Annotated in this window: 19 protein-coding genes; 4 read left to right on the forward strand and 15 right to left on the reverse strand. The window is 61.6% G+C overall.

Features of this window, described 5'->3' with window-relative positions; all coding sequences use genetic code 11:
* Positions 1-13: 13 nt before the first annotated feature.
* The 8 genes from QZ511_RS07675 to QZ511_RS07710 form a co-directional block, all read right to left on the reverse strand.
* The gene (locus tag QZ511_RS07675) at positions 14-1,009 is read right to left on the reverse strand and encodes a peptidase U32 family protein (RefSeq protein WP_295801326.1); all 996 of its coding nucleotides are present in this window, start codon (positions 1,007-1,009) and stop codon (positions 14-16) included.
* Between the two features lie 53 nt (positions 1,010-1,062).
* Positions 1,063-1,491: an SCP2 sterol-binding domain-containing protein gene (locus QZ511_RS07680; protein ID WP_295801329.1), complete on the reverse strand. Its 429-nt coding sequence runs from the start codon at positions 1,489-1,491 to the stop codon at positions 1,063-1,065.
* A 168-nt stretch (positions 1,492-1,659) separates the two neighbouring features.
* Positions 1,660-2,046 carry a putative zinc-binding protein gene (locus QZ511_RS07685; RefSeq protein ID WP_295801331.1) on the reverse strand — a complete coding sequence of 129 codons (387 nt, stop codon included), beginning with the start codon at positions 2,044-2,046 and terminating at the stop codon, positions 1,660-1,662.
* A complete protein-coding gene (locus tag QZ511_RS07690; protein WP_295801332.1) occupies positions 2,043-2,873 on the reverse strand; it encodes a peptidylprolyl isomerase in 831 nt (276 codons plus the stop codon). Before QZ511_RS07690 ends, QZ511_RS07685 begins: the two co-directional genes overlap by 4 nt.
* A gap of 15 nt (positions 2,874-2,888) precedes the next feature.
* Positions 2,889-3,584, reverse strand: coding sequence for a respiratory nitrate reductase subunit gamma (narI, locus tag QZ511_RS07695; RefSeq protein ID WP_295801333.1), 696 nt, complete (start codon positions 3,582-3,584; stop codon positions 2,889-2,891).
* A 9-nt stretch (positions 3,585-3,593) separates the two neighbouring features.
* The gene (gene narJ, locus QZ511_RS07700) at positions 3,594-4,322 is read right to left on the reverse strand and encodes a nitrate reductase molybdenum cofactor assembly chaperone (protein ID WP_295801335.1); all 729 of its coding nucleotides are present in this window, start codon (positions 4,320-4,322) and stop codon (positions 3,594-3,596) included.
* A 15-nt stretch (positions 4,323-4,337) separates the two neighbouring features.
* A complete protein-coding gene (narH, locus tag QZ511_RS07705; protein WP_295801337.1) occupies positions 4,338-5,885 on the reverse strand; it encodes a nitrate reductase subunit beta in 1,548 nt (515 codons plus the stop codon).
* A complete protein-coding gene (locus QZ511_RS07710) occupies positions 5,882-9,694 on the reverse strand; it encodes a nitrate reductase subunit alpha (protein ID WP_295801339.1) in 3,813 nt (1,270 codons plus the stop codon). The genes narH and QZ511_RS07710 overlap by 4 nt, the downstream gene beginning before the upstream one ends.
* A 285-nt stretch (positions 9,695-9,979) precedes the next feature.
* Here QZ511_RS07710 and QZ511_RS07715 point away from each other — a divergent pair, with 285 nt between their 5' ends.
* A complete protein-coding gene (locus QZ511_RS07715) occupies positions 9,980-11,839 on the forward strand; it encodes a histidine kinase (RefSeq protein ID WP_295801341.1) in 1,860 nt (619 codons plus the stop codon).
* Positions 11,836-12,108: a hypothetical protein gene (locus QZ511_RS07720; protein WP_295801342.1), complete on the forward strand. Its 273-nt coding sequence runs from the start codon at positions 11,836-11,838 to the stop codon at positions 12,106-12,108. The genes QZ511_RS07715 and QZ511_RS07720 overlap by 4 nt, the downstream gene beginning before the upstream one ends.
* A 94-nt stretch (positions 12,109-12,202) precedes the next feature.
* Here the strand turns inward: QZ511_RS07720 and QZ511_RS07725 are convergent, their stop codons facing one another.
* From QZ511_RS07725 to QZ511_RS07750, 6 genes are all read right to left on the reverse strand, one after another.
* On the reverse strand, positions 12,203-13,789 hold the full coding sequence (locus tag QZ511_RS07725; protein WP_295801344.1) for a parallel beta-helix domain-containing protein: 1,587 nt from the start codon (positions 13,787-13,789) through the stop codon (positions 12,203-12,205).
* Positions 13,790-13,848: 59 nt separating this feature from the next.
* Positions 13,849-15,072: a cytochrome c peroxidase gene (locus QZ511_RS07730; protein ID WP_295801345.1), complete on the reverse strand. Its 1,224-nt coding sequence runs from the start codon at positions 15,070-15,072 to the stop codon at positions 13,849-13,851.
* Positions 15,073-15,115: 43 nt separating this feature from the next.
* Positions 15,116-15,751, reverse strand: coding sequence for a c-type cytochrome (locus QZ511_RS07735; protein ID WP_295801346.1), 636 nt, complete (start codon positions 15,749-15,751; stop codon positions 15,116-15,118).
* 248 nt (positions 15,752-15,999) lie between these two features.
* Positions 16,000-17,352, reverse strand: a complete 1,353-nt coding sequence (yegQ, locus tag QZ511_RS07740) for a tRNA 5-hydroxyuridine modification protein YegQ (protein ID WP_295801347.1) — start codon at positions 17,350-17,352, stop codon at positions 16,000-16,002.
* 137 nt (positions 17,353-17,489) lie between these two features.
* Entirely contained in the window at positions 17,490-18,650 is a 1,161-nt protein-coding gene (locus QZ511_RS07745; RefSeq protein ID WP_295801349.1) for an NnrS family protein, read from the reverse strand.
* A 243-nt stretch (positions 18,651-18,893) separates the two neighbouring features.
* Positions 18,894-20,507: an MFS transporter gene (locus QZ511_RS07750; RefSeq protein ID WP_295801351.1), complete on the reverse strand. Its 1,614-nt coding sequence runs from the start codon at positions 20,505-20,507 to the stop codon at positions 18,894-18,896.
* 206 nt (positions 20,508-20,713) lie between these two features.
* Here QZ511_RS07750 and narL point away from each other — a divergent pair, with 206 nt between their 5' ends.
* Both narL and glp read left to right on the forward strand, forming a co-directional pair.
* On the forward strand, positions 20,714-21,367 hold the full coding sequence (gene narL, locus QZ511_RS07755; protein ID WP_295801355.1) for a two-component system response regulator NarL: 654 nt from the start codon (positions 20,714-20,716) through the stop codon (positions 21,365-21,367).
* Positions 21,368-21,382: 15 nt separating this feature from the next.
* Positions 21,383-22,636 carry a gephyrin-like molybdotransferase Glp gene (gene glp / locus QZ511_RS07760; RefSeq protein WP_295801358.1) on the forward strand — a complete coding sequence of 418 codons (1,254 nt, stop codon included), beginning with the start codon at positions 21,383-21,385 and terminating at the stop codon, positions 22,634-22,636.
* A gap of 88 nt (positions 22,637-22,724) precedes the next feature.
* Here the strand turns inward: glp and QZ511_RS07765 are convergent.
* The coding region (locus QZ511_RS07765) for a hypothetical protein (protein WP_295801360.1) at positions 22,725-23,218 on the reverse strand (494 nt) is incomplete at its 5' end.

The raw sequence follows: 23,218 nt of genomic DNA on the forward strand, positions 1-23,218 counted from the left end.
CCTCTTCCTTCCACTACTGCCAGGGGCGATCGTAGGCGCCCAGGGTGGTTTGCTTGCCTTCCGCGTTTTTCGCCAGGGTGGTGCGCCAGCGCTCGGTGATCGAAAAGTCCGAACCGCTCCGCATCACCTCATCGATTGCCTCGCGCCAGGTGCGCACCACCTGTGCCACATAGGCCGGACTGCGCTGGCGCCCTTCCAGCTTGATCGCCCGGATGCCCGCGGCCCTGAGTTCCGGCAGCAGCGCCATACTGTTGAGACTGGTGGGTTCCTCCAGCGCATGCTGGCGCTTGCCGTCCACCATAAAGCGCCCCTTGCACAGGGTGGGGTAACCGGCGTGCTCGTTGTCGGCAAAGCGGTCGATCAGCACCTTGTTCAGGCGGGTCTCGAGGCCCTGCTCCGTGGTCCGCCACTCCACCGCTTTGGCCGGGGAACAGACCCCGTTCAGGTTGGGGGACTCGCCGGTAACATAGGAACTCAGGTGGCAGCGGCCCTCGGCCATGATGCAGAGGCTGCCGAAACCGAACACTTCCAGTTCCACCTCGCTGGCGGCGGCCAGTTGCTGCACCTGTTTCAGGGACAGTACCCGCGGCAGTACCGCGCGGCGGATACCGAATTGCCGGTGATAAAACGCCAGCGCCGGCGCACCGGTGGCGGAGGCCTGTACCGACAGGTGAAGGGGCAATTCCGGATGCCTGTCCCGCGCGTACCCCATCAGCCCGATATCCGCCAGGATCACGGCGTCCGCATGGAGACCGGCGGCGCGGTCGACCGCCGCCTGCCAGCGGGAAAAGGTGCCGGGGCGGGCGTAGGTATTGATCGCCACAAACAGTTTTTTGCCGCGACTGCGAATACGCTCCAGCGCACGCATTGATGTTTTGTCGTTGAAATTGAGGCCGCCAAAATTGCGCGCGTTGGTTTCGTCGCTAAAGCCGATATACACCGCATCCGCGCCGTTTTCGACCGCAGCTTCGAGAGCCGGCAGGCTTCCCGCAGGGCAGACTAGTTCCATATTTTTACCACTCGATTCTCTCCACTTAAGGCACTTTTCGTCGGTACCCTGTGTCAGCTTGCAGCGACCGTCGCCAGTTCTGTGGCGACCACTTCCAGCCAGCGCTGGGCCCAGCGCGGTATGCGATTGCGGTCAAACGCATCCAACCGGTTTTTCACCGTCAAGCCGATTTCGGTCTGGCCGCGAATGGCCAACCTGCGCTGGAAAAACAGGGTGTCCGGATCTTCCCGGCCACTGGCGATGGCAAAAAAATCCGCAAGGCCGGCAGAGATGGTGGCGTCGGCCGGTACCGCGGCCGATACGCGCACAAAGTGGTCGCCGTGTTTGCTGACGCGCAGTTCCAAGCCCAGGTCGGTCACGTTAACTTCCAGAACCTGGCCATCGAGGAAATCAAACAACCCATCCTCCAGCTCAACCGCCAGCTGCCGGTTGAGCAGTTGGATAAATATACGTTCGCCGGGCCAGCGGGGAAGTCGCCGCAAGGCCCTGCAACCGACTCGGTAACCCACACGTGAAATGGACCGTTTGAGCGCTAACACCTTGTCTTCTCCATTCAAAAAACTCTTCCGTTACACCTGAAATACGCTGGTTAATGTCGCCAGGTGGCGGGCTCGCAAGACCGCGCTCGCCATCGACACCTTCGTCCGCAGTTAAGTAGACAACAACGCAGCGATGCGCGGGCTAACCACCGTTTGCAAAATTCGCTCGATTTCCTCGACCGTGGGATCTGCATGCATTTTCTTGCGAATGCCCTCCCGCGACAGATCTATGTGTAGATCCGGCGCAATCCCCTGTCGCTGCAGGCAACTGCGAGCGCAGTGCAGCGGGCAGCCATCCAGCACGACCTTGGGGCGCTCCGCGGTGGCGATCCTGAGCAGGGCCGGCACCTCGCCACCAACACCTGCAATGCAGGACATTTCCGCCAGCTTCGCGCGATCCAGGCGCACCGCCAGTGCGTTGGTCAGTTGTGCCGCGCTGGAGCAGCCAGAGCAGGCGTACACCAGCGGCAATTCGCGATAACTACTTTTATTGGTCATGAACGACTTCCGCCGAGCGCGCAGGACATATCAACCCCCTGGATTTCCGCCTTGCCCACCAGGCATTTGAGATAGACGTTGACCATCCTGCGGCGCAAGTCCGCCTGCAGATATTTTCCGATGCGCTCTTCCATGTGGCTAAACCGCAGCGGTCGTCCCCGCTCCAGCCGTTCAACGTAGATCAGATGCCAGCCGTACTTGGTGCGCACCGGTGTGCGTACCAGGCCTGTGCCACCCGAAAATACGGCCTGTTCAAATGGCGCCACCGTGTCACCGGGGCCAATTTGGCCGAGACTGCCGCCGGCGGAGCCGGAGGAGCAGTTCGAACGCTGCTGCGCCAGCTTTGTGAAGTGCTGCAGCGGATCCGCAGCGCGAAGGATTTCCGCCAGCAGTTTGTTGGCAATACGTTTCTGTCCCCCGCTGCTACCTTTTTTTCCCGGCATCACTGCCAGTAGGATATGCCGCACTTCCGCCAATGGCTGCGAGGTGAATTTCTCGCGGTGCGTATAAAAATATTCCAGGCGCTGTTGCAGGGTTGGTTTCAGCTGTGGCACTTCCCGCTCGAACAGCTGCTCGACCACGTCATCGAAGGCTGCACTGGCGGTATCGATTTCGCGGTCACACAACCCCTGCTCACAGGCGCTCTCTCGCAGCAGATCCGCCAGCACCAGTGAGCGCGCTGCTGCGTACATGGCCTCCCGGGGTGATGGCGCGGGGTGGTGCTGCATTTCCGCGTAGATCCGTTCCCGCGCTATCCGCCGGCCATTGACCAGTACCGGTCCAATGAACTGCTGATCGTTTGCATCGTTGGCCGGTAGTGCGTTCATGACATCCTCCCTGCTTTACAGGCTGCTTGTGGCTTTGGCTCTTACTACCTGGTAGTTGCGGCGGAAGTACTGCACCGGCACGCTCCACACATGCACCAGACGGCTGAATGGGAACACCAGGAACAGGGTCAGCCCCAGGAACACGTGCAGCTTGTAGATAAAGTGCACTTCGCTGATGGCGGTCGCCGCCTCTGCTGCATTGAAGGTGACGATGGACTGCGCCCAGGTCATCAGCTTCAGCATTTCCGCACCGTCCATGTGGCCGGCGGATACGAAGATGCTCAGCAGGCCCAGGATCAGCTGCACGTACAGCATCAGCAGAATGGCGATGTCCATGCGCGAAGAGGTGGCACGCACCCGCGGGTTGGTGAGGCGGCGGTGCAGCAGGATCGTCATGCCGATAAAACAGACCACCCCGAACAGCCCACCGGCGCCCATGGCCAGTGCCTGTTTGGTGGAGGCCTCGACCCCCAGCAGGTGCCACACGGCCTTGGGCGTCAGCAGGCCGACAAAGTGCCCGGCCAGGATCGCGAGTACACCGATATGGAACAGGATGCTGCCCACACGCAGTTTTTTCTTTTCCAGCAGCTGGCTGGAGCCGGTGCGCCAGGTGTACTGGTCGCGGTCGTAGCGGATCAGGCTGCCCACCAGGAAAACCGTGAGGGCGACAAACGGATAGATTCCGAAGAAAAGTGTATTGGCGTAATTCATCGCTAACTCCTAAGCCTGCCCGGTGTGTGCGGCGGTGTGATTGGCCGCATCCACCCATGTAATGGACTTGTCATCCCGGAACTGTGCGGCGCTGGGGCGCTGCACACTCTGTTCACAGGCACTGCCCTGGGCGGCGGAAAAGCTCACCACCTCCTCTTCCCAGATCTTGTCCAGTGCCTCCGGCGTATCGTCGCGCTCCTCCTTGGCTACCTGTTGCGCGAGGCCGTCCCGGTCCACCTCGACCCCGGTGAAATCCACCAGCGCGTCGATCAGTTCCGCGTACACGGATTCCTTGTCGCGCAGGCGTGCGGCGAGCAGGGCGAGAACGTGGGAGATCTCTTGCAGCCATGCGCGCGCGGCATCTTCCTGGGTCGCGCAGAATTCCAGATAGGTGGGCAGGTAGTCCGGCAATTCGCGCTCGGCCAGCTCCAGGCCGGCATTGCGGTATTGCTTGAGCAGCTCCACCATGGCCTGGCCGCGATCGCGGGACTCGCCGTAGATATGTTCGAAAATATGCAGCGACACCGCGCGCCCACGTTCGAACAGGCCGTCGTATTCACTCTGCCAGTCGAGCAGCTCGCGGCTCTCGTAGTGGGCGATAAAGCACAGCAAGCGGTTGCGAATCGACGGACCGAGTTCCTCGGAACCCGCAACAAACTGCGTCAGCTCCGCGAGGTGCGCGGCGAGCGCCTCGTCCGGATAGTCCAGCAGGCGGGAAATCAACTGTAGGGTTTTCATCGCGCGCTCCTCCTGTTAGTCGACGATCTTCGCCGGGATCACCTGGCGAACCGTCTGTTTTTTGCCACCGAAAATATTCACCGGGTCGTTACCGGTGCTGCAGCCGTTGCCGAAGCTGAAACCGCAGGAGGATTTCATGTCGTAGGCATTTTCCGCGTAGGCCTTGTGGCTGGACGGCACCACGAAGCGGTCCTCGTAATTGGCCAGGGCCATATAGCGGTACATTTCCTCCACCTGCTGCACACTCATGCCCGCCTGTTCCAGCAGCTCGCGGTCCTGCACACCGTCCACATGAATGCCGCGCATATAGGCGCGCATCACGATCATGCGTTCCAGGGCGCGCGCCACCGGCGCCACATCGCCGGCGGTGAGCAGGTTGGCCAGATACTTGAGCGGGATGCGCAGGGTGGACAGATCCGGGATCTCGGCATTCATGCCCACGGTCACGGTTTCCACATCGCCGGCCTGGACCGCGTTCTGGATCGGTGACAGCGGCGGCACATACCAGACCATCGGCAGGGTGCGGTATTCCGGGTGCAGCGGAAGCGCCACTTTCCAGTCGATCGCCATCTTGTAGACGGGGGAGTTTTGCGCGGCGTCGATCCAGGCCTGGGGAATGCCCTCCGCACGGGCGGCTTCCTGCACCTTGGGGTCGTTCGGATCCAGGAAAATATCGCACTGGGCCTGGTACAGGTCCTTGTCGTTCTCGACGGCGGCGGCCTCCTCGATGCGGTCGGCGTCGTACAGCAGCACACCGAGGTAGCGGATGCGGCCAACACAGGTCTCGGAGCAGATGGTGGGCTGACCGGACTCGATGCGCGGGTAGCAGAAGATACACTTCTCGGACTTGCCGGTTTTCCAGTTGTAGTAAATCTTCTTGTAGGGACATCCGGATACACACATGCGCCAGCCGCGGCACTTGTCCTGGTCGATCAGCACGATGCCGTCTTCCTCGCGCTTGTAGATGGCGCCGCTGGGGCAGCTCGCCACACAGGCCGGGTTGAGGCAGTGCTCACACAGGCGCGGCAGGTACATCATGAAGGTGTTTTCGAACTCGCCGTAGATGTCCGCCTGCACCTCCTCGAAGTTCTTGTCTTTCTTGCGCTTTTCGAATTCGGTACCGAGGATTTCCTCCCAGTTGGGGCCCCAGTCGATCTTTTCCATGCGCTGGCCGCTGATCAGCGAGCGCGGCCGCGCCACGGGCTGGTGCTTCTGCTCCGGCGCCTTGTGCAGGTTCTGGTAGTCGAAGTCGAACGGCTCGTAGTAGTCGTCGATTTCCGGCATATCCGGGTTGCCGAAAATATTCGCCAGCACCCGGCGTTTGCCGCCCTGGCGCGGCTCCAGCTTGCCGTTCTTCTTGCGGACCCAGCCGCCGTTGTACTTGTCCTGGTTTTCCCATTCTTTCGGATAGCCGATACCGGGCTTGGTTTCGACGTTATTGAACCAGGCGTACTCGACCCCCTCGCGGGAGGTCCACACGTTTTTACAGGTCACGGAACAGGTGTGGCAGCCGATGCACTTGTCGAGGTTCAGCACCATGCCGATTTGCGCTCTTACTTTCATTGCACTGTCTCCTCTTTATTGGCAAAGCCTTGGGCTGAAGGCTCCTTAGCGGCAACCACTTTGACATCTTCTCCGTCGAGCCAGTCGACCTTGCTCATCTTTCTCACAATAACAAACTCGTCGCGGTTACAACCGACGGTGCCGTAGTAGTTGAAGCCATAGGACTGCTGCGCGTAACCGCCGATCATGTGGGTGGGTTTCATCACCGCGCGGGTCACCGAGTTGTGGATACCGCCGCGGGTACCGGTAGTCTCCGCCCCAGGGGTATTCACGATGCGCTCCTGGGCGTGGTACATCATCGCCATGCCGTCGGGCACCCGCTGCGACACCACCGCGCGCGCGGCAATGGCACCGTTGACGTTGAAGATTTCGATCCAGTCGTTGTCCTCGATACCGGCGAGCTTCGCGTCGGTCTCGCTCATCCATACGATGGGACCGCCGCGGGACAGGGTCAGCATCAGCAGGTTGTCGGAATAGGTGCTGTGGATGCCCCACTTCTGGTGCGGGGTAATCCAGTTCAGCAGGATTTCCTTGTTGCCGTTGGACTTTTTGTTCAGCACCGGCTGTACCGTTTTCAGGTTGATCGGCGGCTTGTACACACACAGGTTTTCACCGAAGTCGCGCATCCATTCATGATCCTGGTAGAACTGCTGGCGGCCGGTAATGGTGCGCCAGGGAATGTACTCGTGGACGTTGGTGTAGCCTGCGTTGTAACTCACATGCTCGTCTTCCAGGCCGGACCAGGTGGGCGAGGAAATAATCTTGCGCGGCTGCGCGACAATGTCGTTGAAGCGGATTTTTTCCTCTTCCTTCGGCTTTGCCAGATGGGTGTGGTCGCGGCCGGTGATCTGGCCCAGCGCATCCCAGGCCTTTACCGCTACCTGGCCGTTGGTCTCCGGTGCCAGCGACAGAATCATCTCCGCCGCATCCACCGCGGTTTCGATTTTGGCGCGTCCGTCGCGCACCGAATCCTCACTGTAGGTGCGGTTCAGTTTTTTCAGGAAATCCACTTCCGCATCGGTATTCCAGTTGATGCCCTTGCCGCCGTTGCCGAGTTTTTCCAACAGCGGGCCGATGGAGGTGAAGCGGTTGTAGGTATTCGGGTAATCCCGCTCCACCACGATCATGCTCGGCGCGGTCACCCCGGGTTGCAGCTCACATTCGCCCTTCCACCAGGCTTTCACCCCGAACGGCTGGGCAATTTCCGTGGGCGTGTCGTGGTGGATTGGCAGGGTCACCAGATCCTTTTCCACACCCAGGTGACCATTGCTCAGGTCGGAGAAATGTTTCGCGATGCCCTTGAAGATTTCCCAGTCGCTGCGCGCTTCCCACGCCGGGTCCACCGCCTTGGTCAGCGGGTGAATAAACGGATGCATATCCGAGGTATTCATGTCGTCCTTCTCGTACCAGGTGGCGGTGGGCAGGACGATGTCGGAATAGAGACAGGTGGTGGACATGCGGAAGTCCAGGGTCACCAGCAGGTCGACCTTGCCCTCGCTGGGCTGCTCCCGCCAGGTAATGTCTTCCGGCTTGTTGCCGCCGGACTCACCCAGGTCCTTGCCCATCAGACCGTGCCTGGTACCGAGCAGGTGACGCAGCATGTACTCGTGGCCCTTGCCGGAGGAACCCAGCAGGTTGGAGCGCCAGATAAACAGGTTGCGCGGGAAGTTCTGCGGGTTGTCCGGATCCTGGTTGGCAAACTGCAGTTCGCCGCTCTTGAGCCGCTGCACCGCATACTCCTGCGGGGTCATGCCGGCGGCCTCGGCTTCCCTGGTCAGCTGCAACGGGTTCACCCCCAGCTGCGGTGCCGACGGCAGCCAGCCCATGCGCTCGGCGCGGCTGTTGAAGTCGATGATGGAACCGCTCCACTTGGACTTGTCCGCCAGCGGCGAGATCACCTCGGACATCTCCAGCTTTTCGTAGCGCCACTGGTTGGCGTGGTTGTAGAAGAAGGAGGTACCGTTCATGTGGCGCGGCGGGCGCTGCCAGTCGAGGGCGAAGGCGAGCGGGGTCCAGCCGGTCTGCGGGCGCAGTTTTTCCTGGCCCACATAGTGCGCCCAGCCACCGCCACTCTGGCCGATACAGCCGCACATCATCAGCATGTTGATGAGGCCGCGGTAGTTCATGTCCATGTGGTACCAGTGGTTCAGTGCCGCGCCCACAATCACCATCGAGCGCCCGCGGGTTTTGTCCGCGGTGGTGGCGAACTCGCGCGCGACGCGGATCACGTCGGAGCGCAGCACACCGGTAACTTTTTCCTGCCACGCCGGGGTGTAGGGCTTGTCCTCGTCGTAGCTGTGGGCGCAGTTGGGATCTTCGAGGCCGTGCTCGACACCGTAGTTGGCCAGGGTCAGGTCGTAGACACTGGCCACCAGCATGGTGTTGCCGTCGGCAGTGCGGACTTTTTTCACCGGCACCCGGTATTCGATCACATCGTCGTGGTCGGTGTGCTGGAAGTAATCGTACTCGTGGGTCTGGCCACCGAAATACGGGAAGGCCACATCGCGCACTTCGTCTGCGCAGTCTTTCAGGCTCAGTTGCAGTTTCAGTTCGGAGCCGTCACCGCCGTCGCGCTGTTCGATATTCCACTTGCCGCGCGCGCCTTCCTTTAAAGAAGTCTCTCCCCAGCGATAACCAATGGAGCCGTTGGGGGAAACCAGGCGGCCGTCCTCGTTGATGGCGATGGTTTTCCACTCGGGGTTGTTGTCCTGGCCCAGGTTGTCCACGAGGTCGGAAGCGCGCAGGAAGCGGCCCTGTACCAGGCGGCCGTCCTTCTCTTCCAGGGTGACGAGCATCGGCATGTCGGTATAGGTGCGCACATACTCGGTGAAGTAGGCGCTGGGCCTGTCCACGTGGAATTCCTTCAGGATCACGTGGCCGAAGGCCATCGCCAGTGCGGCGTCGGTGCCCTGGCGCGGCGCCAGCCAGGTGTCGCCGAACTTGGAACACTCGGAATAGTCGGAGGTGATGACACAGGTCTTGGCGCCCTTGTAGCGCACCTCACTGAGGAAGTGGGCGTCCGGGGTACGGGTCTGGGGTACATTGGAGCCCCACACGATCAGGTAATTGGAGTTGTACCAGTCGGCGGATTCCGGCACGTCGGTCTGCTCGCCCCAGATCTGCGGCGAGGCCGGCGGCAGGTCGCAGTACCAGTCGTAGAAACTCAGGCAGTTACCGCCGATCAGCGACAGGTAGCGCGCACCCGCGGCGTAGGACACCATGGACATGGCAGGGATCGGCGAGAAGCCGGAGATACGGTCGGGACCGTAGGTTTTCGCGGTGTACACATTGGACGCGGCGATCAGTTCATTGACCTCCTGCCAGTCGATGCGCACGAAGCCGCCCATGCCGCGGCACTCTTTATAGGATTTCGCCCTGGCCGGGTCCTCGACAATGCTGGCCCAGGCTTCCACCGGGTCCGCGTGCTTCAGCCTGGCCTCGCGCCACAGTTTTACCAGCCGCTTGCGGATTTTCGGATACTTCAGCCGGTTGGCGGAATACATGTACCAGGAGTAACTGGCGCCGCGGGGACAGCCGCGGGGCTCGTGGTTGGGCAGGTCCGGGCGGGTGCGCGGATAGTCGGTCTGCTGGGTTTCCCAGGTGACCAGGCCATCCTTTACATAGATCTTCCAGCTGCAGGAGCCGGTGCAGTTGACCCCGTGGGTGGATCGCACGATCTTGTCGAACTGCCAGCGGCGGCGATACCCCTCCTCCCAGCTGCGGTCATCCCAGGTTTTTTCACCGTGGCCGTCGGCAAACGGTTCCCTGTGTTTTTTGAAATACTTCAGACGGTCCAGAAAGTGGCTCATACATTACTCCGAGACAAACATGCCGGTGCGTGACTTGTTGATGGAGTGGAATATAAAAGCTGTCAGCGGCTAAAACACCGGGGGCTCAGGCGGTCAAAATTCCCGCTCTACCCCTTTGTGGGTAGGACAAAAAAACGCGTACTGCCCGGGAGCGCAGCAATAGCCTACCCTGCAGCGACATCTGCCCCGATGAGGCGCCGCCGGGCGACCAGGCGGTTTTTTTGGGGTACTACTAAATACAGTCCCAACAGGCATAATGCGCCCGTGACAGACAGGATTTTGCCTATGCCCAGCGTCCTCAATCGCGTCCGACAATCCATTGTGTTTCGCATCGGTGTACTGCTGCTGCTCACCGCGGTAGTGGCGATCAGCTCGATGGTGGCGTCCTATGTCATTTCCGACGCGGCCGAGCACGACGCCAGGGCGATCAACCTGTCCGGCTTCGTGCGCGCCCTGAGCTACAAGCTCGCCACCACTGCCCAGAGCGGCGACCGCGCAGCGACCAGAGAGCTGACGGGCGCGCTCGACCAGCAGCTGCAGAAGATCGCCGACATCTCGAACTTTCCCCTGTCCGATACCTCGGTAACCGCGCGGGACTTCCGCGAGGTACAGCAAGACTGGCAACAGCACATGAGGCCCCTGCTGGCGTCGGTAGCCGGCGGCGAGCGCCAGATCGACAACGCGGAACTGCTGGCCACGGTGGACGTGTTTGTGGGCAAGGTGGACCGGCTGGTGCTCGACTACCAGCGCATCGCCGAAGACAAGGTGGCTTTTCTGCGCCTGGTACAACTGGGCTCGCTGTTTGCCACCATCACGCTCGTCTATTTTTCCATGTTCACCCTGTCGCGCTCGGTGGAGCAGCCGCTGCGGGAACTGATCGCCGGCTGCCGGGAAATCGCCCGCGGCAATTTCCAGCCGCGGTTGTCCCTGCACAGCGAGGACGAGCTGGGCCTACTGACCCAGACCATCCGCGGGATGAGCCGCGAGATCGACCAGACCCACCGCGAACTGGAAGCGCGGGTAAAACAGAAAACCCGACAGCTGCAACAGAGCCACGAAGTGCTCGACTTCCAGTACCGCCTGGCGCGGCGCATCAGCGAGGGCACCCTGGACGGCAATGAGTTGCAGCAATGGCTGGAGGAATTCAGCGGGCTCACCGGCCTCCCCGACCTCGACCTGTGTCTGATGACCCAGGAGGGGGAAACGCCCTACGAACACCTGATCTACGGCGACGGCAACCAGAGCTGCGAGGAAAAGGAATGCTTCAGTTGCGCGCGCGCCTGCGGCCAGGCCGAAGGCGAGGATCAGCGCCTGTACCGCTTCCCGCTCGAGGCGGACCGCCGCAACTACGGGGTACTGGTGTGCAGCCTGCCCGGCAGTCAACTGTTGCACCGCGAGCAGCAACAGCGCCTCAGCGCCTTTGCCGATGCCATCACCACTGCCATCACCCTCAAGGAGCGCGGCGAGCACGAGCGCCGCGTGGCGCTGATGGACGAGCGCGGCATCATCGCCCGCGAGCTGCACGACTCCCTCGCCCAGTCCCTGTCCTACCTGAAGATTCAGGTGGCGCGCCTGAACCGCTGTACCCGCCTCGAAGAAATCGACCGTGAACAGATAGGGGAAATTACCGGCGAGCTGAAACAGGGCCTGAATACCTCCTACCGCCAGCTGCGCGAACTGCTCACCACCTTCCGATTGCAGGTGGCCGAGGGCGGCCTGCGCGATATCCTGCAGCTGTCCGTGGAACAGTACCGCGAGCAGCACCCGGAAATCACCATCGAGTTCAATTACGAGCTGGAGGAAATCCCGCTGAGCCCCAACGAGGAAATCCACCTGCTGCAACTGGTGCGCGAGGCATCACAGAACGCGGTGTATCACTCCTGGGGGGATCGGGTCACCATCAGCATGGTGCCGGGCGATGGGCAGCGTGTAGTGGCGCGAATCTGTGACAACGGCAAGGGCATTGCCGACGCGCCGGAGAAGAGAAACCACTTTGGCATGTCGATCATGCAGGAGCGCGCCAGCAACCTGCACGGCGACCTGCAGATCCGGCGGCGGGAAACCGGCGGCACCGAGGTGGCCTTCTCGTTTGTGCCGGAGTACGCCCGCGCACGCCAGCGCTATATGCGGGATGTAAAGCCGTGAAACCCGATACGGTTACCGCCATGCGCGGGCTGATCGGTGAGGTTCGCAGCACCATGCCGTTCAGCCTGCCGGCGGACCAGCTGTGTGCCGGCCCCTGTCGCGGCTGCCCGAAAAAACTGCTGGAATATCTCGACCAGGAACTGGAGGAGTGGGAGACGCGCCTCGACCACGGCGAGAAGCCGACCCTCGGCGACGTTTCCAAATTTGCCAGGACCTGCCGACGCATTCACAAATCCCTGGCGGCCAACCAGCTGGTGGAACCGCTCTGAGTTTGCAGGCCCCTGTGGCATCTTGCGATACCCCCACCTTCAGATGAAAAACCCGGCGCGCGGCCGGGTTTTTCGCAGTCTGACAGTAAGTGGTTCAGCCCTCGGCTGACAGTTCCCTGGCTTTGGCCTGGTCCTTTTCCATCTTGGTCTCGTTCTCTGAAATCACCTGGTGACCCCGCACCTCCAGCATGTACCTGGCCGCTGCCATGCGCACCTCCTCGGAAAGGTAGTTCTGCGGCGGCATCTCCGGGTAGTCTTCGCGCTTCTTGGTCGGGCTGGTAATGTACTCAACGATGCCTTCCGGGTTGTCCATGTACAGGGCCTGGATAATCTGGGTTGGCGGACCGATCATGCGCACATTATAGGCATGACAGCCGGCGCAAACGCCGTAATAGGCAGACTTGCCCATGTCTTCAGCGGCAATCTCGCGCTTCGGTGCCGGCTCGTCCAACAGGAAGGTGGTGACTTCCGCGGTGTCGCTAAAACCACAGGTGCCGTAGCTGTCGAGGCCGGTGGTCGGGTACTGGTTGCGGTCGAGAATGCAGCTGTTTTTACTGTTGCCGACGTTGAGGATGTCCACCGGGCCGGAGGTCAGCGACAACGCCTTCAGCGCCTTGATCTCCGGAATCGGGTCGGTACCGTTGTCGAACATGAAGTTGTTGAGGATCGCCACCTCATCCGAGTCGGGGTCGGCGTCCGGGTCCAGTGTCAGGTTGGGCGCATTGTGGTGATCGGTAATCAGGATGCCGATGTTCTTGTTGCCGCTGATGATATTGCCTTCGATGGTGGTCTTGTCGCCCGCCATGTTCAGGATCCCGGTACCGGCCGGCACGCCGGCAACAATGGCACCCTCGGCGCCGAAGTTGGCGGTATTGTTGTTGACGATAAAGTTGTTGCGCACGATGGTGTTCACCGTGTCCTTGATCGGCAGGCCCGGGGTGATGAATACCAGCACGCCGCCGGTATTGTCGTGCACATAGTTGTTCTCGACGATGGAATCGCGGGTGTTCTCAATCTCGATACCCGCAACGCTGTCGAACACCTCATTGTGAGACACGTGAATATTGTCACACATGCCCACGTAGATGGCCGCGTCCTCGATGCCGCTGAGGATATTGTGTGAGATCAGGCCGTTCTTGCCCAGCTGCGGAAAGATGCCGTACACCCCGGTGTCTATCACGTGGTTGTTGCGGATCAGGAAGTTGTTGCCCGCCTGGCCCATGACCGCATTGCCCTTGTAGTGCTGGATGCGGAAGTTCTCCACGGTGATGTTGTTGCCGGAGTAGAGAATGGCATCGTTCAGTTTCTTGAGCCCTTCCATCACCGGCCACTGGCCATCCGCGACAACACCGGTGAGGAGGATGTCATCCTTGTCGATGTAGACGGTCTCGGAGTAAGTGCCGGGGTAGACCTTGACCACATCGCCCGGGGCAGCCTCGGACACAGCCTTCTGGATAGAGTCTCCGTCCTTCACTTCCCACACCTGGCCGGAACCGCTGGCGCCCACGGAGCTGTCAAAACGCGCGCTGCCGGAGAGCGCTTGCGCGGCAGAATCGCTGGCGAAGCGGTCGGCATCGCCGACGATCGTGTGGCTGTTGTCCTGCGGCCACTGGTTGCCGACGTAGGCGCCGGCCGCCAGCAGGCCCAGTGCCGCGACAGCAGTAATGAATTTGTTGGCCATGTGATGTCCTTTTTATTATCTGCGAGGTAAATGTTTATCGGTTTTTAATTTCTCGACAGTCAATTGCTTGCCTGTTGCTGTAATGCTTCTGGTATCACCCCCACCGGCACCAGGCCAGACGGCACCCGCTCGGGAATTTTCGGGGTGAACATCTCGTCGGTCAGCGTGCCCATGAAATCCACCAGGCGATCGAGCTCCTCGTCGCTCAGGTCCGGCTCCCAGATGTGCCAGTGCAGGATCATGCGTTGTTTTTCCTCCTCCGGCAGCGCGTGGCCGCGGCCGAGGGTATAGAACTCGGTGGCATCCCGCAGGTTGTCAAAAGTCCCCGAGTGCATGTAGGGCGCGGTCTTGACGATATTGCGCAGCGACGGCACCTTGAAGCCGCCACGCCAGGTGGGATTATCGAAGATGGCACCGGCACCCGGGTCGAACTTGCGTCCTTCAGGCTCGTTCACGCCGATAACAGCTATCTGCTGGTTGGTGAACAGCGGCGGCGTATGGCATTCGGCACAGCGCGCAACGAAGGAACGGAAGATATTCAGCCCTTCCTTCTCCTTGTCATTGAGCGCATCCTGATAGCCGTGCGCATACTGGTCGTAGCGGCTGTTCAGAGACACCAGCGACGACTCGAAGGCGGCGATCGCGGTGTAGATCTGCTGCAGGGTCGGCTGCCCCCGGTGCCCCGGGAAAGCCTCGCCAAACAACCGCTGGTAGTCGGCATTGCCACCGATATCGGCCAGCACCTGCGCGGGGCTGCCACCCATCTCGACCTCGGAATACAGAGGGCCCTGCATCTGCTGTTCGAGGTTGTCCGCGCGCGCATCCCAGAACAGCTTTTTCAGGAAGCCCACATTCCACAGCGTGGGTGCCGCGCGCGCCGCTTCTGCGCCACCAATACCAATACTGGTTGCGCGGCCATCGGCAAAGCCCAGCTGCGGATGGTGGCAGCTGGCGCAGGAGAGACTGTTGTCGCCGGACAGCAACGGGTCGAAAAACAGGTAGCGGCCCAGGTCGATCTGCTGCGGGCTGAAACCGTCACGGGCGGCCGGCAATGCAGTCTTGAGGCCACCCACGCCCTTGTTCTCCAGGGACTTGTAACCGTCGTACAGAGTGCGCAACTTGCACTGGTTGTCGGCGGTGAGTTCGAAGCCGGGCGGGCAGTGGCTGGCCAGCTCGATCGGCGGTGCCGGGGCCGCGACCGCTGTCGCGGTACCCAGCAGGGTGGCGCCGAACAGCGATGCGGCGAGAATGCCCGCTTTGACGGTGAGGTTCTTCAGGTACATCGGATGGTTATTCTTGTATTGTTATTTGCTTGTGCCGAACAGCCTATTCGGACTTGCTGTTCAGGAATGCGGCCACGTCCACGAGCTGCTGCTCGTTCAGGGTGGCGGCCATCATCTTCATCTGGCGACCGTACTTGTCATCCGGATGGCTGCCGCGGATACCCTGCTTGAAATTCTGAAACTGCCGAATCAGGTAGGTATCGCCGAGGCCCACCAGACGCGGCGCGTTCAGCGCGTCATTGCCCTGCCCGGAGCTGCCGTGGCAGGCACCGCACTTGCTCTGGTACTGCTTGTTGCCCGCCACAGCATCGCCTTCCACGGTGGCTGCCGGGGTTACCGCCGGCAAGCTCGCAATATAGGCCGCCACATTCGCCACCGCGTCGTCATCCGCCAGTGTCTTGGCCATGGCTGCCATTTGCGCCCCCGGGGTGTCACCATCGGCGGTGCCGCGCACACCGTTGCGGAAATTGTGCAGCTGGCGCGCCAGGTAGGCTGCCGACTGACCGGCCAGTGCCGGCGCCTTCATGGCCACTGCGCCCTCGGCCTTCGGCCCGTGACAGGCCGCACAGGTGCCGTACAGGGCTTCGCCCGCTTCCGGATCGGCAGCCAGGACCGTCGTGGCCCCCGCCAGTAGTGAAATCAGGATCAGGCTGTTCAGAATTATCGTTTTCGGGCGCACTGGCACTCCTATTTCTCCATTGGCATCGTATTCGCAGCATTTCGCTCAAACTGGTACGTTCGTACTACTTGCCGACCAACAGAATAACAAATGCCCCGCCCCGACAGCCAGCTCCGGGACTGATCAATAAACGCTGATTTCGAAATCCGCTAGGATAAAAGCCTGAAAAATCGTCGCTGGAGGGCGCTTACCGCCCGCAACAGCACCAGCTGCAGCTCCGCCCCACCGCGACCGACAAGCGCCACCATTCACACAGCTGCAACGGTCTGTCCGTCGATGTGGCGCATCAGCATGCTATAGCCGGCTGTATCGTCCGGCAGGTCCAGCGACTGGCGCAGTCGCACCACGTGACCGGAGCCGGGTGCCACCGCGAGGGGTTCGCCGCGCTCGGATTCCAGCACCTCGAGGCGGAAGCGCCGGTTACCGGAGGGCGTGATCAGTTCCAGCTGGTCACCCCGTTCGAAGCGGTTCTTCACGTCCACGGTCATCCAGCCGTCGGCCATACCCAGCACCTCCCCCACAAACTGCTGGTTGGGATTGCTGGACACGCCCTTTTCGTAATTCTGGAACTCGCTGGGCACATGGCGGCGATAGAAGCCCTCGGTGTATCCGCGGTTGGCCAGGTGTTCGAGACCGGACATCAGCTCGAAATTGAACGGGCGTCCGGCCACCGCATCGTCGATCGCGCGGCGGTAGATCTGGGCGGTGCGCGCCACGTAGTAGTGGGACTTGGTGCGCCCCTCGATTTTCAGGGAGTGGATGCCCATCTGCACCAGCCGCTGCACATGTTGTACCGCGCGCAGGTCCTTGGAGTTCATGAGGTAGGTGCCGTGCTCATCCTCGTAAACCGGGATCAGCTCGTCCGGGCGATTTTTTTCCTGCAGCAACATGGGCGCGGGGTCGCAGCGGGCGGGATCCACCTCGCCCACGGCACCCGCGTCACCGGCTTCGCCCGCGGCAACCAGGTCGCCGGTGTCGGTTTCCCGCGCCGGGTGCGCGTTGTACTCCCAGCGACAGGCGTTGGTGCAGGCACCCTGGTTGGAGTCGCGGTGGTTGATATAGCCGGACAGCAGGCAGCGCCCGGAATAGGCCATGCACAGGGCGCCGTGCACAAAGACTTCCAGCTCCATTTCCGGACAGCGCATGCGGATCTCCTCGATCTCGTCGAGGGACAGCTCGCGGGACAGGATCACCCGCTCGAGCCCCAGCTGCTGCCAGAATTTCACCGTGGCCCAGTTGACCGCGTTGGCCTGCACCGACAGGTGCACCGGTATTTCCGGCCAGCGCTCCCGCACCAGCATGATCAGCCCGGGATCGGACATGATCAGCGCGTCCGGCTGCATGGCGACCACCGGTTCCATATCCCGCAGGTAACTGCGCAGCTTGTCGTTGTGTGGCGCCACGTTGCTGGCGACATAGATCTTCTTGCCGAGCTGGTGGGCCTCGTCCACCGCAGCGGCCAGGTTCTCCATGCGGTTGAACTCGTTGTTGCGCACCCGCAGGCTGTAGCGCGGCTGGCCCACATAGACCGCGTCGGCGCCATAGGCGAAGGCGAAACGCATGCTTTTCAGGGTGCCCGCGGGGGAAAGGAGTTCGGTCATTGTTTACCTCTACATAAACCGGTACATATACCGCTACGACAACATCATCTGGGCAGTCAGGCGTAGCTGCACTGGGGGATCTTAAGCCCGCGGGGATCAGACTCGCCAGTTCCCTTGCCGCCGCACCTGCAGCAGTCCTAACCCGCCTGGCCGTCGGTGCGCGGGGTTACCAGCATCGGTGCGTAGTACAGCAGGTACAGTCCGTAGCCCAGCAGCCAGCCCGCCACCGCAATCAGGAAAGCGCTGCCGGCCGGTGCCCAGAACACCCGCGCCAGTGCCGCCACCACCAGTGCCACGAATGCCAGTGGCATCAGGCGCGGACATTGCAGGGTGCGACCGGAATGACCGAGGGTGACGCGGCTGATCATCGCCAGGATCATGCCGCCGATACCACCCACCGCGAGGGCGTGCAGCGCGCCGCTCTCGAGCCCGGGAGCGATGCCGCTCCAGGCGAGAAAGGCCATCGCGAAACCCAGCACCACAAACCAGTAGCTCAGGTGCAGTGACCACAGCAGCGGCTCGCGCCAGATCAGCGACGGCCGCCAGCGCATGCAGCGCACCAGCTGCAGCACACCAACCGCCAGCGCCAGCCAGCCCCACACGACTTTTGGCAGGTTGAACCCCACCGCCAGCAGCAGCGCCACCACAACGCAATGGCTGCCGATTTCCAGCACCGCAATCTTGTCCCGCTGCTGCTGGTGAAAACGCCGCGCGGTGAAGAAGGGAATCACCCGGCCGCCGAAGATGGTGATCATCCCGGTGACCAGCAGCAGCGTGACCAGGCCGGCGCTGCGCTGCCAGGCGGGCAGCAGCCAGTGCGCGGCAGCCAGTGCCGCGAATACGATCAGTGCGGGAATCACAAACAGGTTGCGCCATTGGCGCACCGCGAGAATACGCCGGCTGGTGAGCAGCGCGGCCAGCAGGAAAAAACCGCTCTCCAGCGCCACCGGCAACCACACCGGTACCGCCGCGAATAAATAACCCAGCCGCGCCGCGAGCCACAGTGCACTCAGTGCAATCAGCGGGCCGCCGGTGGGCGCGCGCAACCCGGTCCAGGTCTGCATTGCGGTGGTAATAAAACCCACGATCACGGCGCCGGCAAAACCGAACAGCATTTCGTGGGCATGCCAGGTCACACCGCCGCGCAGTGCGGGCAGTGCAATACCGCGCAACTGTATCAACCAGATACACAGTGCGACACAACTCCAGATGGCGGCGCCCAGAAACATCGGGCGAAAGGGCATGCGCCAGAGGGGGAAGAGCGATTGTTCGCGCTCGCGATCAATGATCTGTAACAAAACCGGGCTCCCGAAAATTTGCCATTGCGGTGTCCAACTGTATCGCCGTGATAGCCGTACAGCCCCTGGCGGTATCGGCTCGCAGCTCAGGATAGTCAAATATGAAAATGTCCGCCGTAGCCGGCGGGATTAAAAAAAGGGGGAAACCTCCCCCCAAAGTGCGAGGTCGGGGGAAACAATCCCCCCCGAGCGACGACGCATATGTGAATTAATTGTCAGGGTTCAGCTGTCGGGCCTGAGTACTCAAGGATTGTAGAACTCGCCATTCTTGCGCAGGTAATACCAGTAGTTGATCAACAGGCACACCCCGTAAAAGATTGCAAAACCCGCCAGTGCGTACTCCGGTGTGGTCGCCTTGATCTGCTCACCGAATACCTTGGGAATATAGAAGGCACCGTAGGCCGCCACCGCGGAGGTCCAGCCCAGTACCGGGCCCGCCTGCTCTTTCGGGAACACCATGGCGATGGTGCGGAAAGTGGAGCCATTACCAATGCCGGTGGCCGCAAACAGGGTCAGGAACAGCAGGAAGAAGGGTACGAAGTAGTCTTCCGGTGAGGCCGAGGCATAGGCCGCCTTCATGTAGTAGGCAACCCCCAGGGCACTGGCGACCATAACCAGGGCGCAGATCTGGGTCACCAGCGCGCCGCCGATGCGATCCGCGATCCAGCCGCCCACCGGGCGGATCAGCGCGCCGATAAACGGCCCCATCCAGGCGTACATCAGCGCGCTGGGGCCATTGGCATTGATGGTGTCGTGGGTCATGACACCGTCCACCATCACGTGGCTGTAACCGAAGATCACCTTGATCGCCAGCGGGAAAGCCGCGGCAAATCCGATAAAGCTGCCGAAGGTCATGGTGTAGATCACACTCATCACCCAGGTGTGCTTGTTGTTGAAGATACGGTACTGACGGTCGAGGCTGTTGCGGATGTCACCGGGCAGCATCTTCAGGCCGTAGACGGTGCCGAAAATCACCAGCAGCAGCACCAGCTCTTTCGGCACGCCCCAGCCGGAACCGTTGGCGCTCTCCGGCAGAATCAGCCACAGGCCGATCAGCGCGTTCACCAGGCCGATACCGAGCATCAGGCTCATTTTGCCAAAGGTGCTGAGGGGACTGCCCACATCCGGTGATACCTCATCGGTGCGGATATTGTCCATGCCGAACCAGGTCGCCAGCGCCAGCGGTATCAGCAACAGCAGCCAGACAAAACCGGCGTTCTGGATCCAGGAGTCGGAACCGGCGGGCACCTTGCCGATCAGGGAGCCGGAGGAATTTACCAGCGTCATCGGGTCGCCGCCCATGGCGCCAAAGGCGCCGAAGGTCATAAACAGCGGCACAATGATCTGCATGGTGGTTACACCGAAATTCCCCAGGCCCGCATTCAGGCCCAGCGCCAGCCCCTGCTTTTCCTTGGGAAAGAAAAAGCTGATATTGGACATGGAGGACGCGAAATTACCGCCGCCAAAACCACTGAGCAAAGCCAGCAACTGGAACACCCACAGCGGCGTATTCTGGTCCTGCAGCGCGATACCGGTACCCAATGCCGGTACGATCAGCAGCGCGGTGGTAAACATGATGGTGTTGCGGCCACCGCACAGGCGAATGAAAAAACTGCTGGGAATCCGCAGCGTCGCGCCGGTGAGACCGGCGATGGCCATCAGCGTAAACAGTTCGGATTTGGCAATCGGGAATCCCAGGTTGAGCATCTGTACCGTGATGATGCCCCAGTAGAGCCACACGGCGAATCCCGCCAGCAGGCTGGGAATCGAAATCCATAGATTGCGGTTGGCGATTTTCTTGCCCCTGGATTGCCAGAACTGGCCATCCTCCGGGTTCCATTCGTAGATATCGGACACAGTCTCGGCTCCTGGTCGGCTAGTAGTACTCGACCATCACTATGGACAGCGCCAGGCAACCGCTCAATTACCATCAATAAGTACCCCCTTTTCTCCAGCAGCAGCGTCACTACCCCCAAAGGGGTAGTTGGCCCTAGCGCCGTTTCCACTGTGCTAGCATAGCGACTTGTGAACGGGCCCATGAGCAATGTCCCCCAGGAGCAAACATGTCCAGTCCCGCCAGAGTGATGATGGTCGACGACCACCCCCTGTTCCGCAAAGGGCTGATGCAACTGTTCAGCCTGGAGCCGCGCCTGGAATTGGTGGCAGAAGCCAGCGATGGCGAAGAGGCGATAAAACTTGCGGAGGAATGTGACCCCGATGTCATCCTGCTCGACCTGAATATGCGCGGCATGGATGGCCTCGATACCCTGCGCGCCATGCGCGCCGCGGATGTCACCGCACGCATCGTGATGCTCACCGTGTCCGACAACAACGCGGATGTGGTGGCCTGCATCCGCGCCGGCGCCGACGGCTACCTGCTGAAGGACATGGACCCGGAAGACATCCTCGAACAGGTGCTGGCGGTGACCCACGGCAAAATGGCCATCAGCCAGCGCCTCACGGAAATTCTCGCCTCGGCCCTGCGCAAACCGGACAAAACCGGCGCCGACACCCTCTCTACCCTCACCAGCCGCGAATACCAGATTCTGCGGTTGATCGCCGACGGCCTCAGCAACAAGCTGATCGCCCGCGAACTCGACATTAGTGACGCCACCGTCAAGGTACACGTGAAGCACCTGCTGAAAAAACTCGGCATGCGCTCCCGTGTGGAAGCCGCGGTGTGGATGGTCAACCAGAAGCGGCCAGAGTCCTACTGACCCCGGAGTTTCCCAATGAGTGACTGCTGTTCCCAGCCCGGCCTGATTTCCATCGAACAGGCCCGGGCAACCCTGCTCGACGATATTTCCCCCCTCAGCGACAGCGAATCGATTCCCCTGGCCCAGGCCGCCGGCCGCGTGCTCGCGCAGGCGGTGGCTTCCAGCGTGTGCCTGCCCCCCTGCGACAACTCGGCGATGGACGGCTATGCACTGCGCTACGCCGATCTGGACTGCGCCGACCTGGAAAAGGGCGCGCCCCTCGAGCAGATCGGCAAATCCTTTGCCGGCAGTCCGTTCGACGGCGAGGTCTGGCCCGGTACCTGTGTGCGTATCATGACCGGTGCGGCAATGCCCGCCGGTGCCGATACGGTGGTGATGCAGGAGCAGGTCACCGCCAACGGTGCCTCCATCGTCATCCATGGTGAAGTGCGCCGCGGCGACCACGTGCGCCGCCGCGGCGAGGATATCCGCGAAGGCGATACCCTGCTGCAGGCCGGCAGCCGCATTTCAGTCGCCCGTATCGCGCTGCTGGCGGCGGCGGGTATCGGCCGTGTGGAGGTGCAGCGGCGCCCGGTCGTCGCCCTCTTCTCTACCGGCGACGAACTGCGCCAGCCCGGCGATGTCCTCGGCAGGGGCGAAATCTATGACAGCAACCGCATCGCATTGCTGGCAGCGCTGGCAAAACTGGAAGTCGAGGTCCTCGACCTGGGGATACTGCCGGACAACCGCGAGATCATCCGCGAAAACCTCGCCCGCGCCGCGCGCGAGGCCGACGCCATTATTACTTCCGGCGGCGTGTCCGTGGGCGAGGCGGACTACACCCGCGAAGTACTGGAGGAAATGGGGGAGATCGGATTCTGGAAAGTGGCGATGAAGCCCGGCAAGCCCTTTGCCTACGGACGCCTGCGCGGCACGCCCTTCTTCGGCCTGCCCGGCAACCCGGTGTCGGCGCTGGTCACCTTCCAGCAACTGGTGGTGCCGGCACTGACCGTCATGCAGGGCGGCGCCTGGTCTGCACCGGTGCCGCTGCAAGCGAGGTTGTTGCAGCCGCTGAGGAAAAGTCCCGGGCGCACCGATTTCCAGCGCGGTATCTACCGCAGTGATGAACACGGTACGCTGTGCGTCGAGCCGGTGGGTGCCCAGGGCAGCCATATCCTCTCGGGGCTCGCCGATGCCAATTGCCTGATTGTGCTGGCCCGCGACAGCGGCAGCGTCAAGGCCGGTGAAGTGGTAGCGATCGAGCCGCTGGCGCGACCGCTGGGGCTCTGATCCGGAGCCCCATTCATTCCGGCTATCCCGGACATCCAATTGCCCGGGCCGCCGCCGCGGCCCGGGACCTGCCGCGAACTAACCGTTATTACAGTTTGCCGACCATGTTCAGGAACACGCCCTGGCTGTCGTAGTCCAGGTCGGTGAGATCATCGGAGAAGTCGGTGAAGTTGTAACCCACACCGGCTTTGAAGTTACGCCCCAACTGGCGATAGATCGCCAGCAGCGCGCCGCTCCTGCTGTCCCCCGCTTCCGGCAGATCCAGCATGCGCCCTTCCAGCAACAGATCCCACTGGTTGACGAAGTGCCAGTCCGCCCGCAACACGTACAGGTGCGCGGTACTGTCGAAAAACTCCGGATCTTGCCGCTGCATGCTCAACTGGCCGAGGCGGTAGGCGTACTTGGCCCCCAGGGTCCAGCGCCGGGTCAGATCGTAGTTGCTGTCCACCGAGAAGATATGGCTCTTCTGCACGAACTCCGTCGCGTTGCTGGTGCTGTTGGACGTTACCAGCACCTGATCCGTGGTCGGCACGTTGTAGAAGTAGGTGTACTTCAGCAGCGTGTTCCAACGATCGTTATTCA

This window comes from uncultured Microbulbifer sp. (assembly GCF_913055755.1).
In the GTDB taxonomy this organism is placed as follows: Bacteria; Pseudomonadota; Gammaproteobacteria; order Pseudomonadales; family Cellvibrionaceae; genus Microbulbifer.

Excerpts from the sequence above, each read along its gene's own strand:
- QZ511_RS07675 (WP_295801326.1), bottom strand. The coding sequence starts at position 1,009 with ATGGAACTAGTCTGCCCTGCGGGAAGCCTGCCGGCTCTCGAAGCTGCG.
- QZ511_RS07685 (WP_295801331.1), bottom strand. The coding sequence starts at position 2,046 with ATGACCAATAAAAGTAGTTATCGCGAATTGCCGCTGGTGTACGCCTGC.
- QZ511_RS07690 (WP_295801332.1), bottom strand. The coding sequence starts at position 2,873 with ATGAACGCACTACCGGCCAACGATGCAAACGATCAGCAGTTCATTGGA.
- narI (WP_295801333.1), bottom strand. The coding sequence starts at position 3,584 with ATGAATTACGCCAATACACTTTTCTTCGGAATCTATCCGTTTGTCGCC.
- narJ (WP_295801335.1), bottom strand. The coding sequence starts at position 4,322 with ATGAAAACCCTACAGTTGATTTCCCGCCTGCTGGACTATCCGGACGAG.
- narH (WP_295801337.1), bottom strand. The coding sequence starts at position 5,885 with ATGAAAGTAAGAGCGCAAATCGGCATGGTGCTGAACCTCGACAAGTGC.
- QZ511_RS07710 (WP_295801339.1), bottom strand. The coding sequence starts at position 9,694 with ATGAGCCACTTTCTGGACCGTCTGAAGTATTTCAAAAAACACAGGGAA.
- QZ511_RS07715 (WP_295801341.1), top strand. The coding sequence starts at position 9,980 with ATGCCCAGCGTCCTCAATCGCGTCCGACAATCCATTGTGTTTCGCATC.
- QZ511_RS07725 (WP_295801344.1), bottom strand. The coding sequence starts at position 13,789 with ATGGCCAACAAATTCATTACTGCTGTCGCGGCACTGGGCCTGCTGGCG.
- QZ511_RS07730 (WP_295801345.1), bottom strand. The coding sequence starts at position 15,072 with ATGTACCTGAAGAACCTCACCGTCAAAGCGGGCATTCTCGCCGCATCG.
- yegQ (WP_295801347.1), bottom strand. The coding sequence starts at position 17,352 with ATGACCGAACTCCTTTCCCCCGCGGGCACCCTGAAAAGCATGCGTTTC.
- narL (WP_295801355.1), top strand. The coding sequence starts at position 20,714 with ATGTCCAGTCCCGCCAGAGTGATGATGGTCGACGACCACCCCCTGTTC.
- glp (WP_295801358.1), top strand. The coding sequence starts at position 21,383 with ATGAGTGACTGCTGTTCCCAGCCCGGCCTGATTTCCATCGAACAGGCC.